12 protein-coding genes and 1 rRNA gene are annotated in these 14,830 nt (G+C 59.1%); 4 read left to right on the top strand and 9 right to left on the bottom strand.

The annotated features are described in order from the left end of the window. Positions 1 to 64: 64 nt before the first annotated feature. The 3 genes from AB4N43_RS13235 to AB4N43_RS13225 all read right to left on the bottom strand — a co-directional run bounded on the left by AB4N43_RS13235 (position 65) and on the right by AB4N43_RS13225 (position 2,695). Positions 65 to 1,423: an 8-oxoguanine deaminase gene (locus AB4N43_RS13235; protein WP_027921845.1), complete on the bottom strand. Its 1,359-nt coding sequence runs from the start codon at positions 1,421 to 1,423 to the stop codon at positions 65 to 67. 209 nt (positions 1,424 to 1,632) lie between these two features. Further along, positions 1,633 to 2,319 (bottom strand): SDR family oxidoreductase, encoded by a 687-nt coding sequence (locus tag AB4N43_RS13230; protein WP_027921844.1) that lies wholly within the window; start codon positions 2,317 to 2,319, stop codon positions 1,633 to 1,635. 25 nt (positions 2,320 to 2,344) lie between these two features. After that, positions 2,345 to 2,695: a MerR family transcriptional regulator gene (locus tag AB4N43_RS13225; RefSeq protein WP_059181680.1), complete on the bottom strand. Its 351-nt coding sequence runs from the start codon at positions 2,693 to 2,695 to the stop codon at positions 2,345 to 2,347. A gap of 84 nt (positions 2,696 to 2,779) precedes the next feature. Here AB4N43_RS13225 and AB4N43_RS13220 point away from each other — a divergent pair, with 84 nt between their 5' ends. After that, positions 2,780 to 3,220 carry a hypothetical protein gene (locus AB4N43_RS13220; RefSeq protein WP_460154131.1) on the top strand — a complete coding sequence of 147 codons (441 nt, stop codon included), beginning with the start codon at positions 2,780 to 2,782 and terminating at the stop codon, positions 3,218 to 3,220. Positions 3,221 to 3,259: 39 nt separating this feature from the next. On the opposite strand, the gene AB4N43_RS13215 is transcribed toward AB4N43_RS13220, so the two are convergent. The 6 genes from AB4N43_RS13215 to AB4N43_RS13190 form a co-directional block, all read right to left on the bottom strand. After that, on the bottom strand, positions 3,260 to 4,186 hold the full coding sequence (locus AB4N43_RS13215; RefSeq protein WP_460154130.1) for an ABC transporter permease: 927 nt from the start codon (positions 4,184 to 4,186) through the stop codon (positions 3,260 to 3,262). Further along, positions 4,186 to 5,289, bottom strand: a complete 1,104-nt coding sequence (locus tag AB4N43_RS13210) for an ABC transporter permease (protein WP_410921836.1) — start codon at positions 5,287 to 5,289, stop codon at positions 4,186 to 4,188. Before AB4N43_RS13210 ends, AB4N43_RS13215 begins: the two co-directional genes overlap by 1 nt. Before the next feature lie 11 nt (positions 5,290 to 5,300). After that, a complete protein-coding gene (locus AB4N43_RS13205; RefSeq protein ID WP_460154129.1) occupies positions 5,301 to 6,866 on the bottom strand; it encodes an ABC transporter ATP-binding protein in 1,566 nt (521 codons plus the stop codon). Positions 6,867 to 7,398: 532 nt separating this feature from the next. Further along, positions 7,399 to 7,980, bottom strand: a complete 582-nt coding sequence (locus AB4N43_RS13200) for an IMPACT family protein (RefSeq protein WP_027921838.1) — start codon at positions 7,978 to 7,980, stop codon at positions 7,399 to 7,401. A gap of 7 nt (positions 7,981 to 7,987) precedes the next feature. Continuing rightward, complete coding sequence (locus AB4N43_RS13195) at positions 7,988 to 8,638, bottom strand: TetR/AcrR family transcriptional regulator (RefSeq protein WP_027921837.1); 651 nt, start codon at positions 8,636 to 8,638, stop codon at positions 7,988 to 7,990. A gap of 99 nt (positions 8,639 to 8,737) precedes the next feature. Beyond that, positions 8,738 to 9,658, bottom strand: a complete 921-nt coding sequence (locus AB4N43_RS13190) for a LysR family transcriptional regulator (protein ID WP_027921836.1) — start codon at positions 9,656 to 9,658, stop codon at positions 8,738 to 8,740. Positions 9,659 to 9,781: 123 nt separating this feature from the next. Here AB4N43_RS13190 and aptA point away from each other — a divergent pair, with 123 nt between their 5' ends. From aptA to AB4N43_RS13175, 3 genes are all read left to right on the top strand, one after another. Continuing rightward, a complete protein-coding gene (aptA, locus tag AB4N43_RS13185) occupies positions 9,782 to 11,131 on the top strand; it encodes an omega-aminotransferase AptA (protein ID WP_027921835.1) in 1,350 nt (449 codons plus the stop codon). A 65-nt stretch (positions 11,132 to 11,196) separates the two neighbouring features. Further along, positions 11,197 to 12,690, top strand: a complete 1,494-nt coding sequence (locus tag AB4N43_RS13180) for a CoA-acylating methylmalonate-semialdehyde dehydrogenase (protein WP_027921834.1) — start codon at positions 11,197 to 11,199, stop codon at positions 12,688 to 12,690. A 579-nt stretch (positions 12,691 to 13,269) separates the two neighbouring features. Further along, a 16S ribosomal RNA gene (locus tag AB4N43_RS13175) occupies positions 13,270 to 14,806 on the top strand. Positions 14,807 to 14,830 lie beyond the last annotated feature (24 nt).

Here is a 14,830-nt window from a genome sequence, read left to right as displayed (position 1 = left end):
GATAGCGTCTGACACACCGTCATCGCGAGCAGGCTCACTCCCACAGTTTTAGATTTGTGTTGTATCAGGTTCCGGCGATCAGTTGGCGAGCGGCCTGGCTGTGGTCGGCAATCAATCCTTTGAGGTCCAACCCCTCAACCTGCCCATCAATCACTCGCCACTTGCCACCGACCATCACCCGATCCGCCCGATCTGCGCCGCACAGCAGTAACGCCGACACCGGATCATGGCTGCCGGAGAAACGCAGTTCATCCAGTTTGAACAACGCCAGATCCGCCTGCTTGCCAACCGCCAGCTCACCGATATCGGTACGCCCCAGCAGACTCGCCGAACCCTTGGTCGCCCAGCCCAATACCAGTTCCGGCGTGATCTTCTCCGCACCATAACGCAGGCGCTGGATGTACAGCGCCTGGCGGGTTTCGAGCATCATGTTCGACGCATCGTTGGACGCCGAACCGTCCACGCCCAGCCCGAGCAACGCGCCCGCCGCTGTCAGGTCCAGCGTCGGGCAGATGCCGGAAGCGAGGCGCATGTTCGAGCTTGGGCAATGGCAGATACCGGTGCCGGCAGCGCCGAGGCGGGCGATTTCGTCCGGGTTGAAGTGGATGCCGTGGGCCAGCCAGGTACGCGGGCCGAGCCAGCCGACACTGTCCAGATAATCCACGGTGCGCAGGCCGAAACGTTGCAGGCAGAAATCTTCTTCGTCGAGGGTTTCGGCCAGGTGCGTGTGCAGGCGCACGTCGAGTTTGTTTGCCAGTTCAGCACTGGCGGACATGATTTCCGGAGTCACCGAGAACGGCGAACATGGCGCCAGGGCGATCTGGATTTGCGCGCCGTCGCCGCGTTCGTGGTACTCGGCGATCAAGCGTTGACTGTCGTCGAGGATCACTTGGCCTTCCTGCACGGTCTGCTGCGGTGGAAGGCCGCCGTCCTTCTCGCCGAGGCTCATGGAACCGCGGGTGAGCATGGCGCGCATGCCCAGTTCGCGGACGCTTTCGACTTGCACGTCGATCGCGTTTTCCAGGCCTTCGGGAAACAGGTAATGGTGATCGGCCGCAGTGGTGCAGCCAGACAGCAGCAACTCGGCCAGCGCGACTTTAGTGGCGAGGGCCAGTTTTTCCGGGGTGAGGCGAGCCCAGACCGGGTACAGGGTTTTCAGCCACGGGAACAACGGCTGATTGACCACCGGCGCCCAGGCGCGGGTCAGGGTTTGATAGAAATGGTGATGGGTGTTGATCAGCCCCGGCAGGATCACATGCTCGCGGGCGTCGAAAACGTGTCCACAGGGCGCGGACGGTTGCTGGCCGACGGCGAGCACTTCAACGATCACACCGTCTTGCACAACCAGACCGCCACGGGCATCGAGGCCATTGGCAGTGAAGATAGCGAGGGGATTTTTTAACCAGGTACGGGATGCGGGCATGTTGGCCGGCTCCTCTGAAAGTGGGGTTCAGGGTTGCCAGCTCAGTGATTACCCTGTCTGCTGATCCAGGATCGCCGCGGGGGCGAGGTGCGGAGTTTCGGACAAAACGCAGCGCCGGGCAAGCCCGACCCGACCAGACAACAAAAATCCCTTGTCTGGAATGATCCCCTGTGGGAGCGAGCTCACTCCCACAGGGGATTGTGTGGTGATTACCAGGGAATGGTTTCACCTCGGTAATTCACGAAGTGATGCCCGCCCTTGCCGGTGTAGGCATTTACCTGATCAACCAGCCCACGGGTGCTGGTCTCCACATCAATGTCCGCACCTTCACCGCCCATGTCGGTTTTCACCCAGCCCGGATGCAGCGACAGCACCGTAAGTTTGTGCTCACCCAGTTGCGTCACAAAGCTGTTGGTCATCGAGTTCAGTGCAGCCTTGCTCGCCTTGTACAGCGCCAGTTCCGGTGCGTCCGGCATGGTCACGCTGCCGAGCACCGAACTCATGAACGCCAGCACGCCGCTGTCCGGGCGAATCTGCCCGACGAATTGTTGGGCCAGGTTGATCGGGGCCACGGCGTTGGTGAAAAACAGCTGGCCAACCTCGGCCAGCGTCGCGCCGCCCGGTGTTTGAACGTCCGGGCCCTTGACCCCGGCATTCACGAACAGCAGGTCAAACACGTCGCCCTTGAGCTGTTGGCTGAGGGCGATCACCGCCGACTGATCGTCCATGTCGAGTCTCTCGATCCGCACGTTGCCCACGGCCCGCAGGGCGTCGGCGTTTTGCGGGTTACGCACGGTGGCGGTGACTTGCCAGCCGTCGGCCAGCAGGGTTTTCACCAGGCCGAGGCCCAAGCCTCGTGAGGCTCCGATGATGAGCGCGGTTTTTGCCTTGGACATGAGTGGCTTCCTTGAAAAAAGAGGTTCACGGATTCAGTGGACAGCGTTGCCCGAGCCGTTGTTGCAACTCGTGACGCAAAGCGCCGAGTTCATCCATCCGGGTTTCGATCAGTTTGAGTTTGTCTCGCAGCAATTGCGTGACGGCGCTGTCTGGATCAGGCGACTGCCGGATTGCCGCGACGCTGTTGCCGATTTCGCCGAGGGTAAAACCCAGTCTTTGAGCGGTCTTGATGTACTGCACCAGTTGCACCATGTCTGCCGGGTAGTCGCGATAACCATTGGCGCTGCGTTGCGCCGCGATCAATCCGCGTTGCTCGTAAAACCGTAGCGTGTCACGGCTGACGGCGCTGGCCTGGGCTAATTCACCGATGCGCATGTTGACGTCTCGAGAGGGCTTGACCTTGGAGCATACTCCAGGCTTTAGCCTTGTTGCTCCTCGAATATATATGGAGCAGGGCCGATGTGGACTTCAGCGCAATATCGCCGGGTGGTGCGGGGCAGTGCCTGGTATGACTTGATCGTGACAGCGGCGTTTGTCACGCCGTGGAGTTTTGCGGGTTTGCATGGGGCACTGACGGGGTTGAGTCAGGCGTTGGATTTGCCTGGAGCACTACCGGCGTTTGAGCCGATGCACATGCTGATGGCAAATCTGTTGGGGTCGATTGTGTGCGTTTGGGCGGTGCTGCGGATTCGGGATCCGCAGCAGGTGTTTGGGCGGTATGACGCGGTTGGAAGATTCCTGTTTTCGGCTTGGCAGCTGTATGCCTTGCTGCATGGGGCCAGTTCGCTGTTAGTGGTTTTCCTGGTCTTTGAATTGGCTTGGGGCGTGGTTCAGGTGTTGCCAGTTCGGCAGCCATCGCTGGCAAGCCATGCTCCTACGGGCGCAGCGCCAAACCTGTAGGCGCCGAGCTTGCTCGCGAAGGGGCCGGCCGATTCAATCCTAATGCCCACCCTGCCACGGCTGCCCCAACGACACCGGCGCGTACAACCTTGTCCGCACGGCATCCCGCGACAACAACACCAACACCACAATCGTCGCGACATACGGCAGCATCGCCAGCAGGCTCGACGGAATCGCCAGCCCCAGCCCCTGCGCCACCAAATGCAGGATGCTGGCGAGCCCGAACAGGTACGCGCCCAGCAGCAAGCGCCACACTCGCCAACTGGCAAACACCACCAGCGCCAGCGCAATCCAGCCGCGCCCGGCGCTCATGTTCTCCGCCCACATCGGCGTGTACGCCAGGGACAGATACGCCCCGGCCAACCCGGCCATCGCACCGCCAAACAACACCGCCAGCGTGCGCACACCCAACACCGGCAAGCCCATCGCACTGGCGGCGTCCGGGTTTTCCCCAACCGCTTGAATGATCAACCCGACGCGGCTTTTCAAAATCACCCACGCCACCACTGCAAACAGCGCGAATGACAGGTACACCAACAGATCCTGCGCAAACAGCATCCGCCCGATCAGTGGAATCTCGCTCAAGTACGGAATCGCCACCGGCTCAAAACCGGCCAGCGGTTTACCGACCCACGCCGCCCCGACAAACGTCGACAGGCCCACGCCGAAAATCGTCAGCGCCAACCCGGTGGCCACTTGATTGGCGTTGAACACCAGCGCCACCAAGGCAAACAGCGACGACAACAGCATCCCGGCGAGCATCGCCAACAGCACACCGAGCCACAGGTTGCCGCTGCTCAGCGCGACGATAAAACCGATTACTGCACCAAACAGCATCATCCCTTCCTGACCGAGGTTGAGCACGCCGCTCTTCTCGCAGATCAATTCACCCAACGCCACCAACAGCAACGGCGTGCCGCAACGGACCATCGCGTAGAAAAGATTGCTCAGCAGATCGATATCCATCACAGCGCTCCTGCAGGTACGGTGGCTGGTGCGCGACGGGCCCAGCGCACGTTCAAGCGTGGTCGGTAGAGAATCAGCACGTCGCTGGCCAGCAGGAAAAACAGCATCATCCCCTGGAACAATTGGGTGATGGCTTGCGGCAGGTTCATGCTCATCTGCGCGCTCTCGCCGCCGATGTACAGCAGCGCCATCAGCAGGCTGGAAAACAGAATGCCGACGGGATTGAGTCGCCCGAGAAACGCCACCGTGATCGCCGCGTAGCCATAGCCCGGCGAGACCTGCGGCACCAATTGGCCGATCGGCCCGGTCACCTCACACACGCCGGCCAGCCCCGCCAAACCACCGCTGATCAACAGCGCCAGCCAGATCAGACGCTTCTCGCGAAACCCGACGAAACCCGCCGCGCGCTTGTCCAGCCCGAGCACTTTGATCTGGAAACCGATAAAGCTTTTCTGCAACAACACCCACACCGCAACCAACGCCAGCAAGGCGAAATACACCCCGGCGTGAACCCGGCCATCCTCCATCAGCAATGGCAATCGGCTGAAGTCACTGAACATCGCCGACTCCGGAAAATTGAACCCGGCCGGGTCCTTCAACGGCCCATGCACACAAAACAGCAGCAGGTTCAGGGCGATGTAATTGAGCATGATGCTGGTGAGGATTTCGTTGGCGTTGAAGCGCGTGCGCAACCACGCGGTCAGTCCGGCCCACGCCGCGCCGGCCAGGGTGCCGACCAGCAGAATCAACACCAGTGCCCAGCGACTTTGCAGGTCGATGATGTTCACCGCCAAGGCACTGCCGGCCAACGCGCCGAGCAGCAATTGACCTTCCGCGCCGATGTTCCAGATGCGCGCCTGATAGGCCACGGCCAGCCCCAATGCACAGAGCAAAATCGGCAACGCTTTGACCAACAGTTCCGAGACGCCATACCCGTCGCTGATCGGTGCGATCAACAAGGTGTGCAAGGTCAGCAACGGATCGTGGCCTAGCGCGATAAACAGTAATGAGCCACAGCCCAGCGTCAGGGCCGCCGCGAGCAACGGCGAGCACCAGAGCATCAGGCGTGATTGCTGGCCACGGGGTTCGAGAGAAAGCAGCATGGAAAACTCCGTTAAGCCGATGCGGGTGCAGGTGAGTGAGGGGCGTCGAACTGGCCGGCCATCCAGCCGCCGACGTCAATCAAGCGTGTGTCGACGGTCGCTTTCAGTGGCGACAGGCGACCGCCGCACAACGCGCCGAGGCGGTCGCTGATCTGGAACAATTCGTCGAGGTCTTCGGAGATCACCAGGATCGCCGCGCCGGCATCGCGCAAGGCAATCAGCGCACGGTGAATGGTCGCGGCGGCCCCGACGTCCACGCCCCAGGTCGGGTGTGCGGCGATCAGCAGTCTGGGTTGCTGGAGGATTTCCCGGCCGAGGATGAATTTCTGCAAGTTGCCGCCGGACAGGCTGCGGGCCGGTGTCTGGGCATCGGGTGTCTTGACCCCGAAGCGACGGATGATCTCTTCGGCCAACGCGTCGACCTTGCGACGCTGGATCAAGCCGTTGCTGACCAGTCCTTGTTGAAACGCCGTGAGCAACGCGTTGTCGGCGAGGCTCAATTCCGGCACGGCGCCGTGACCCAGTCGTTCCGCGGGGACGAAGGCCTGGCCGAGTTCGCGTCGTGCATCGGGTCGCAGGTGGGCGACCGCTTGCCCGGCGAAACGGATCGTTGCGCCGTTGTTTCGGGTCAGCCGTTCTTCGCCGCTGAGTAGCGCCAGCAATTCATCCTGACCATTACCCGCAACACCGGCGATGCCGACGATTTCACCCCTTTGCACTTCAAGATCTACATCCTTCAGCGAGCAGCCGAACGGATCGGGATTGAGCCAGGACAACTGAGTGACGCTGAGAAACACCCCGCCGCCTACCACCTTCGGATAGTCCGTAATTGTCTCGGCGACTTCGCCGACCATCAGCCGCGCCAGTTGCCGGTCCGAGCACTCGGCGGGTACGCAATGCCCGGCCACTCGACCGCCGCGCAACACGGTGGCGCTGTGGCACAGCGCCCGGACTTCACCGAGCTTGTGGCTGATAAACAGAATGCTGCAGCCCTCGGCCGCGAGTCGGCGCAAGGTGATGAACAGTTCTTCGGCTTCTTGCGGGGTCAGGACCGAGGTCGGTTCATCGAGGATCAACAGGCGGATGTCTTGCATCAGGCACCGAATGATTTCCACCCGTTGCCGCTCGCCAATCGACAGGCTGTGGACAAGTCGCTCGGGCTCCAGCGCCATGCCATAACGGCGGGACACTTCACGAATCTTCGGTTCCAACTGTTTTGGTGTGCCGGCCGCTGCGCCCATCGCCAGGGCAATGTTCTGCGCCACGCTCAATGTCTCAAACAGCGAGAAATGCTGGAACACCATGCCGATCCCAAGACCACGGGCCTGGGAAGGATTGCGTATGTTCACGCGTTGTCCTTGCCAGATCATTTCCCCGGAATCGGCCTGGGTGACGCCGTAGATGATCTTCATTAACGTGCTTTTGCCAGCACCGTTTTCCCCAAGCAAGGCATGGATTTCGCCAGGCGCAATGGTCAGGTCGATGGCGTCGTTGGCCAGGCATCCGGGGTAGCGTTTGCTGATGTGGCGCAATTGCAGGCGGGGTGTTTGATCGGGGATCGGCACGGGGTTGGGCATGACTGACTCGGGTCGATGGGCGTGATGCTTGTGGATAAAGCAATTTCCTGGCCATTGGGTCAGGAAAGCTGAAAATCCGCGCAAGCACAGGCCTCAGGGTCAGTGCATTGCGATCCATCGGCGCCGGGCCAGGCACCACTTGAGGGCGAAGCTGTTGATCAGGCTCCAGTTTTGCTCGCAGGGGATTGGTTAAAAAATGAACAGTAGCCCGCAAGCCATGCCGGACATGGGGCCGCGACGACCATGAACGGGTTATCCACAGATTGCTCCACAGTATTTGTGCGCAAGCTCAAACGTCGGGCATAAGTACCGTGCGGCTATCTTCTAAAGGTGATAACCCGCGCTAACTGTTTGTTTTTACGTGAATTTAACGTTGGTGGTGGGAAATTGGACGAAAAATGAACAAAGCCCGCAAACCCGCATGACAGAAGGGTTACAGGCACATGTGCTCAGGTTATCCACAGCCGGGTGCACAGTAGATGTGGGCAAAATCCCGACGTCGGCGGAATAAGGGTGAACGTTGTTGGTGCGTTCAGTGCTGCAACACAATGCGTCCGCGACTCAAGTCCGCCAGTTGTGTTTGCAGGGCAGGGATCTGTGCTTTTCCCATCGCCAATTGCAGTTCGACGCCGTTAGCGGTGAACGTTTCTTCCACGATCAGCCCGCCCAGTTCCGTCACGCGAAGTTTCACCAGCGCCAATTCACTGAAGGCACAGGCGCAACTGACGGGCACTCGGCTGATCAGCTCAACCTTGGGCGCCGCTTGCAGGCATTTGTTAGCACCGCCGCCATACGCCCGGGCGAGGCCGCCGGTGCCCAATTGAATGCCGCCGTACCAACGAATCACCAACACCGCGACCTGGTCGCAGTCCTGTGCTTCGATCGCCGCCAGAATCGGTCGGCCTGCGGTGCCGCCGGGCTCGCCATCGTCGTTGCTGCGGTACTGGTCGCCGAGTTTCCATGCCCAGCAATTGTGCGAAGCATTAAGGTCGCTGTGCTGTTCGAGGAACGCCTGGGCGTCAGCCGGGCTTGAGATCGGCGCAGCGAAGGTGATGAAGCGGCTTTTGCGAATCTCTTCGCGGTATTCGCAAAAACCGCTGAGGGTAAAAGGCATAGGTATCTTAATTAGACGGGGTCAGGCCGCAGCCTTTGAGAATGATGCGGATCAGGTTATTGCCGGCTTCTTCCATGTCTTGCTTGGTCAGCTTGGTACGCCCAGTGACTCGGCAGATCTGGGTCGCGAAGTCGGCGTAATGCTGAGTGCTGCCCCACAACAGGAAGATCAGGTTGACCGGATCGACCGGGTCCATTTTGCCGGCGTCGATCCACGCCTGGAACACCGCGGCCCGGCCCTGGAACCAGGCGCGGTAGTCCTGGTTGAAATACTCGGTCAGGCATTCGCCGCCGCTGATCACTTCCATGGCGAAGACTCGTGACGCTTGTGGCTGGCGCCGGGAAAATTCCATCTTGGCGCGGATGTAGCGGGTTAATGCCTCGGCCGGATCATCCTCCGCAGTCAATGTGTTGAAGGTGCTGTCCCACAACTCGATGATGTTGCTCAGCACCGCCACGTACAAACCGAGTTTGTTGGTGAAGTAGTAATGCAGGTTCGCCTTGGGCAACCCGGCATTCTGGGCAATGGTGTTCATGCTGGTGCCTTTGAACCCGTGACGGGCGAACTCGTCTTCGGCGGCTTTGATGATGGTCTCTTCGTTCTTCTGACGAATGCGGCTGGCAGGTTTACCGCCGTGAGCTGGGACTTCAAAGGTCATAGGCACTTCCAGACAGACAGGTAGGTGGGTGCAACCAGTGCGTTGATAGCGCACCCACGGGCTTCAGACAAGTCCCGGTTCACAGGATTCTTCGGTTGTTCAGCGCGTCGCAGCGAGGCTTTCCAGGAAACTCTCCAGTACCAGATGCGGGCGACGGCCCTTGCGCGTGACCGATGCAAGGCTCAGGTCATAGAAACGCGCCTTCGGTTTCAGCGCACGCAAGCGACCTTGTTGCACCCAGAGGCTGGCGTAATGATCCGGCAGGTAGCCGATGTAGCGCCCAGTGAGGATCAGGAACGCCATGCCCTCACGGTCCGAAGCACTGGCGGTGCAGTTGAGTGCCTGGTAATGGGCCTGGATCTCCGCTGGCAGTCGGAAGGTCGGCGCGATCGCGTCCTGGCTGTTGAGACGGTCATCGTCGAGTTGTTTGTCGTCGACGTAAAAAAGCGGATGGCCGACTGCGCAATACAGCAGCGAGCGCTCGCTATAGAGCGGCTGATATTCCAGCCCCGACAACGCACTGGCCTGCGGCACGACGCCGACGTGCAAGCGGCCATCGAGCACACCTTGCTCCACTTCATTGGGCGCGATCATGCGGATCTGAATCTGCACGTCCGGGCCGCGTTCCTTCAATTGTGCCAACGCGTGGGTGATGCGCATGTGGGGGAGGGTGACCAGGTTGTCGGTCAGGCCAATGGTCAATTCGCCACGCAAGTGCTGGTGCAGGCCATTGACCTCGGTGCGGAAACTTTCCAGCGCACTTAATAGCTGCAAGGCCGATTGGTACACCTCGCGACCTTCTTCGGTCAGGGAAAATCCGGCGCGACCGCGTTGGCATAACCGCAAGCCCAGGCGTTGTTCCAGATCGCTCATTTGCTGGCTGATGGCCGAGCGACCGATCCCCAGCACGCTTTCCGCCGCCGAGAAGCCGCCGCACTCGACCACGCTGCGAAAGATCCGCAACAAGCGGATATCAAAGTCGCTGACTTGCGCCAGTGGATCGGGACGACGCGTGCTCATAGTTTAGTAGTGGCCTGACTGAACGTTAGAAGAGTTGGATTTCACAGACTTTATCCCCGTGGCAATTTAGCTGCAAGAACGCTTTTGATCTCTATGCCGCTTATTGCCTGCGAGGTTTTGCCCATGAACTTGCCTGAAAACGCCCCGTCTTCCCTGGCCAGCCAGCTCAAGCTTGATGCTCACTGGATGCCCTATACCGCCAACCGTAACTTCCAGCGCGACCCGCGTCTGATCGTGGCGGCGCAAGGCAGCTGGCTGACCGACGACAAGGGCCGCAAAGTCTATGACTCGCTGTCCGGTCTGTGGACCTGCGGCGCCGGGCACACCCGCAAGGAAATCCAGGAAGCGGTCGCCAAGCAATTGGGCACGCTCGACTACTCGCCAGGCTTCCAGTATGGCCATCCGCTATCGTTCCAACTGGCCGAGAAAATCACCGACCTGACCCCGGGCAACCTGAATCACGTGTTTTTCACCGACTCGGGTTCCGAGTGTGCGGATACCGCAGTGAAAATGGTCCGCGCTTACTGGCGTCTGAAAGGTCAGGCGACCAAAACCAAAATGATCGGCCGTGCTCGCGGTTACCACGGCGTGAACATCGCCGGCACCAGCCTCGGCGGTGTGAACGGCAACCGCAAAATGTTCGGTCAGGCGATGATGGACGTCGATCACCTGCCGCACACGCTGCTGGCGAGCAATGCCTACTCCCGTGGCATGCCGGAGCTGGGTGGTATTGCTTTGGCCGATGAGCTGCTGAAGTTGATCGAGCTGCACGACGCGTCAAACATCGCCGCGGTATTCGTTGAGCCGATGGCCGGTTCTGCTGGCGTACTGGTTCCGCCACAGGGTTACCTCAAGCGTCTGCGCGAGATCTGCGATCAGCACAACATCCTGCTGGTGTTCGACGAAGTGATCACCGGTTTCGGCCGTACCGGCAAAATGTTCGGTGCCGATACCTTTGGCGTGACCCCGGACCTGATGTGCATCGCCAAGCAAGTCACAAACGGCGCAATCCCGATGGGCGCGGTGATTGCCAGCTCCGAGATCTACCAGACCTTCATGAACCAGGCGACGCCTGAGTACGCGGTTGAATTCCCGCACGGCTACACCTACTCCGCGCACCCGGTGGCTTGCGCTGCTGGCCTGGCAGCACTCGATCTGCTGCAAAAGGAAAACCTGGTGCAGAGCGTGGCCGAGGTGGCACCGCATTTCGAAAATGCGCTGCACGGTTTGAAAGGTTCGAAGAACATCATCGACATTCGTAACTTCGGCCTGGCCGGTGCGATTCAGATCGCGCCGCGTGATGGCGACGCGATCGTGCGTCCATTCGAAGCGGGTATGGCGCTGTGGAAAGCCGGATTCTATGTGCGCTTCGGCGGCGACACCCTGCAGTTCGGCCCAACCTTCAACAGCAAGCCGCAAGACCTTGATCGTCTGTTCGACGCGGTCGGCGAAGTGCTGAACAAGATCGACTGATTTTCTCTTCTATATAGAGGCGTCCTTATACGGGGCGCCTGTGGACAACTTTTCAGGAGCGTTACATGAGCCTTATCCCGCATTTGATCAATGGCGAACTGGTGACCGAAGACGGTCGCACGGCCGACGTGTTCAACCCGTCTACCGGCCAGGCGATCCACAAGCTGCCATTGGCCAGCCGTGAAACCATTCAAAAAGCCATCGACTCGGCCAAGGCTGCATTCCCGGCCTGGCGCAACACGCCGGCAGCCAAACGTGCCCAGGTGATGTTTCGCTTCAAGCAACTGCTGGAACAGAACGAAGCACGCATTGCTCAGCTGATCAGCGAAGAGCACGGCAAGACCCTGGAAGATGCGGCCGGCGAATTGAAGCGCGGTATCGAGAACGTCGAGTTCGCGTGCGCTGCGCCGGAAATCCTCAAGGGTGAATACAGTCGTAACGTCGGCCCGAACATTGATGCCTGGTCGGACTTCCAGCCGTTGGGCGTGGTGGCTGGTATTACCCCGTTCAACTTCCCGGCGATGGTGCCGCTGTGGATGTATCCGCTGGCCATCGTCTGCGGCAACTGCTTTATCCTCAAGCCGTCCGAGCGCGATCCGAGCTCCACGCTGTTGATCGCTCAACTGTTGCTGGAAGCCGGTCTGCCTAAAGGCGTGCTGAACGTCGTGCACGGTGACAAGGCGGCGGTGGACGCGCTGATCGAAGCGCCGGAAGTCAAAGCGCTGAGTTTTGTCGGTTCGACGCCGATTGCCGAATACATCTACGCCGAAGGCACCAAGCGCGGCAAACGCGTTCAGGCACTGGGCGGCGCGAAGAACCATGCGGTGCTGATGCCGGATGCGGACCTGGATAACGCGGTCAGCGCGTTGATGGGCGCTGCCTACGGTTCTTGCGGCGAGCGTTGCATGGCGATCTCGGTGGCAGTGTGCGTCGGTGACCAGGTGGCGGATGCGCTGGTGGAAAAACTGGTGCCGCAGATCAAGGCGCTGAAAATCGGCGCGGGGACTACGTGTGGTCTGGACATGGGGCCACTGGTCACCGGTCAGGCACGCGACAAGGTCAGCGGTTATGTCGAAGACGGCGTTTCTTCCGGCGCGACCCTGGTGGTCGACGGTCGTGGCTTGAGCGTGGCCGGTCATGAGGAAGGTTTCTTCCTGGGTGGCTGCCTGTTCGATAACGTCACGCCAGAGATGCGCATCTATAAAGAAGAAATCTTCGGGCCAGTGCTGTGCGTCGTTCGGGTCAACAGCCTGGAAGAGGCGATGCAGCTGATCAACGATCACGAGTATGGCAACGGCACCTGCATCTTTACCCGTGATGGTGAAGCGGCGCGGTTGTTCTGCGATGAGATCGAAGTGGGCATGGTCGGCGTTAACGTACCGTTGCCGGTGCCGGTGGCTTACCACAGCTTCGGTGGCTGGAAGCGTTCGCTGTTTGGCGACCTGCATGCTTATGGTCCGGACGGTGTGCGTTTCTACACTCGTCGCAAAGCCATCACCCAGCGCTGGCCGCAACGTGCGAGCCATGAGGCGTCGCAATTTGCGTTCCCTAGCTTGTAAGTAGAAGGGAAGAAGGCCGGCCCCTTGGGGCCGGCCTTTGTGTTTCCGGGCCTTTTTGCCTTATATGACAGAATTGTGAAATTAAAGGTTGACGGCAGATTCTGGATGTCTATAATTCGCCCCACTTCCGGCGCAGTCGAAACGGAAAACTCCTTGGTAAACAAAGAGTTACGCAGTTTTCGGCAGCAAGCGGCTTCAGGTCATCGAAGCGCGAAAGGAGTTGAAAAAGAGGTGTTGACAGCAGCGTGTAACGCTGTAGAATTCGCCTCCCGCTACCGAGTGATCGGAAGCGCAAGTGGTTGAAGTTGTTAGAGATTTCCAAACGAAACTTTGAAAACTTCTGAAAATAACCGCTTGACAGCAACAGAGGCTGCTGTAGAATGCGCGCCTCGGTTGAGACGAAAGATCTTAACCAACCGCTCTTTAACAACTGAATCAAGCAATTCGTGTGGGTGCTTGTGGAGTCAGACTGATAGTCAACAAGATTATCAGCATCACAAGTTACTCCGCGAGAAATCAAAGATGTAACCAACGATTGCTGAGCCAAGTTTAGGGTTTCTTAAAAACCCAAAGATGTTTGAACTGAAGAGTTTGATCATGGCTCAGATTGAACGCTGGCGGCAGGCCTAACACATGCAAGTCGAGCGGTAGAGAGAAGCTTGCTTCTCTTGAGAGCGGCGGACGGGTGAGTAATGCCTAGGAATCTGCCTGGTAGTGGGGGATAACGCTCGGAAACGGACGCTAATACCGCATACGTCCTACGGGAGAAAGCAGGGGACCTTCGGGCCTTGCGCTATCAGATGAGCCTAGGTCGGATTAGCTAGTTGGTGAGGTAATGGCTCACCAAGGCGACGATCCGTAACTGGTCTGAGAGGATGATCAGTCACACTGGAACTGAGACACGGTCCAGACTCCTACGGGAGGCAGCAGTGGGGAATATTGGACAATGGGCGAAAGCCTGATCCAGCCATGCCGCGTGTGTGAAGAAGGTCTTCGGATTGTAAAGCACTTTAAGTTGGGAGGAAGGGTTGTAACCTAATACGTTGCAATCTTGACGTTACCGACAGAATAAGCACCGGCTAACTCTGTGCCAGCAGCCGCGGTAATACAGAGGGTGCAAGCGTTAATCGGAATTACTGGGCGTAAAGCGCGCGTAGGTGGTTCGTTAAGTTGGATGTGAAATCCCCGGGCTCAACCTGGGAACTGCATTCAAAACTGACGAGCTAGAGTATGGTAGAGGGTGGTGGAATTTCCTGTGTAGCGGTGAAATGCGTAGATATAGGAAGGAACACCAGTGGCGAAGGCGACCACCTGGACTGATACTGACACTGAGGTGCGAAAGCGTGGGGAGCAAACAGGATTAGATACCCTGGTAGTCCACGCCGTAAACGATGTCAACTAGCCGTTGGGAGCCTTGAGCTCTTAGTGGCGCAGCTAACGCATTAAGTTGACCGCCTGGGGAGTACGGCCGCAAGGTTAAAACTCAAATGAATTGACGGGGGCCCGCACAAGCGGTGGAGCATGTGGTTTAATTCGAAGCAACGCGAAGAACCTTACCAGGCCTTGACATCCAATGAACTTTCCAGAGATGGATTGGTGCCTTCGGGAACATTGAGACAGGTGCTGCATGGCTGTCGTCAGCTCGTGTCGTGAGATGTTGGGTTAAGTCCCGTAACGAGCGCAACCCTTGTCCTTAGTTACCAGCACGTTATGGTGGGCACTCTAAGGAGACTGCCGGTGACAAACCGGAGGAAGGTGGGGATGACGTCAAGTCATCATGGCCCTTACGGCCTGGGCTACACACGTGCTACAATGGTCGGTACAGAGGGTTGCCAAGCCGCGAGGTGGAGCTAATCCCAGAAAACCGATCGTAGTCCGGATCGCAGTCTGCAACTCGACTGCGTGAAGTCGGAATCGCTAGTAATCGCGAATCAGAATGTCGCGGTGAATACGTTCCCGGGCCTTGTACACACCGCCCGTCACACCATGGGAGTGGGTTGCACCAGAAGTAGCTAGTCTAACCCTCGGGAGGACGGTTACCACGGTGTGATTCATGACTGGGGTGAAGTCGTAACAAGGTAGCCGTAGGGGAACCTGCGGCTGGATCACCTCCTTAATCGACGACATCAGCTGCTCCATA

This window comes from Pseudomonas sp. S2_B07 (assembly GCF_054668435.1).
This window is presented reverse-complemented; position numbering and strand designations above follow the sequence as displayed.

Bases quoted from the DNA above. Each gene is read 5' to 3' on its own strand.
- AB4N43_RS13180 (WP_027921834.1), top strand. From the start codon at position 11,197: ATGAGCCTTATCCCGCATTTGATCAATGGCGAACTGGTGACCGAAGAC.
- AB4N43_RS13230 (WP_027921844.1), bottom strand. From the start codon at position 2,319: ATGTCCAAGGCAAAAACCGCGCTCATCATCGGAGCCTCACGAGGCTTG.
- aptA (WP_027921835.1), top strand. From the start codon at position 9,782: ATGAACTTGCCTGAAAACGCCCCGTCTTCCCTGGCCAGCCAGCTCAAG.
- AB4N43_RS13210 (WP_410921836.1), bottom strand. From the start codon at position 5,289: ATGCTGCTTTCTCTCGAACCCCGTGGCCAGCAATCACGCCTGATGCTC.
- AB4N43_RS13190 (WP_027921836.1), bottom strand. From the start codon at position 9,658: ATGAGCACGCGTCGTCCCGATCCACTGGCGCAAGTCAGCGACTTTGAT.
- AB4N43_RS13220 (WP_460154131.1), top strand. From the start codon at position 2,780: ATGTGGACTTCAGCGCAATATCGCCGGGTGGTGCGGGGCAGTGCCTGG.
- AB4N43_RS13200 (WP_027921838.1), bottom strand. From the start codon at position 7,980: ATGCCTTTTACCCTCAGCGGTTTTTGCGAATACCGCGAAGAGATTCGC.
- AB4N43_RS13205 (WP_460154129.1), bottom strand. From the start codon at position 6,866: ATGCCCAACCCCGTGCCGATCCCCGATCAAACACCCCGCCTGCAATTG.
- AB4N43_RS13195 (WP_027921837.1), bottom strand. From the start codon at position 8,638: ATGACCTTTGAAGTCCCAGCTCACGGCGGTAAACCTGCCAGCCGCATT.
- AB4N43_RS13215 (WP_460154130.1), bottom strand. From the start codon at position 4,186: ATGGATATCGATCTGCTGAGCAATCTTTTCTACGCGATGGTCCGTTGC.
- AB4N43_RS13235 (WP_027921845.1), bottom strand. From the start codon at position 1,423: ATGCCCGCATCCCGTACCTGGTTAAAAAATCCCCTCGCTATCTTCACT.
- AB4N43_RS13225 (WP_059181680.1), bottom strand. From the start codon at position 2,695: ATGCGCATCGGTGAATTAGCCCAGGCCAGCGCCGTCAGCCGTGACACG.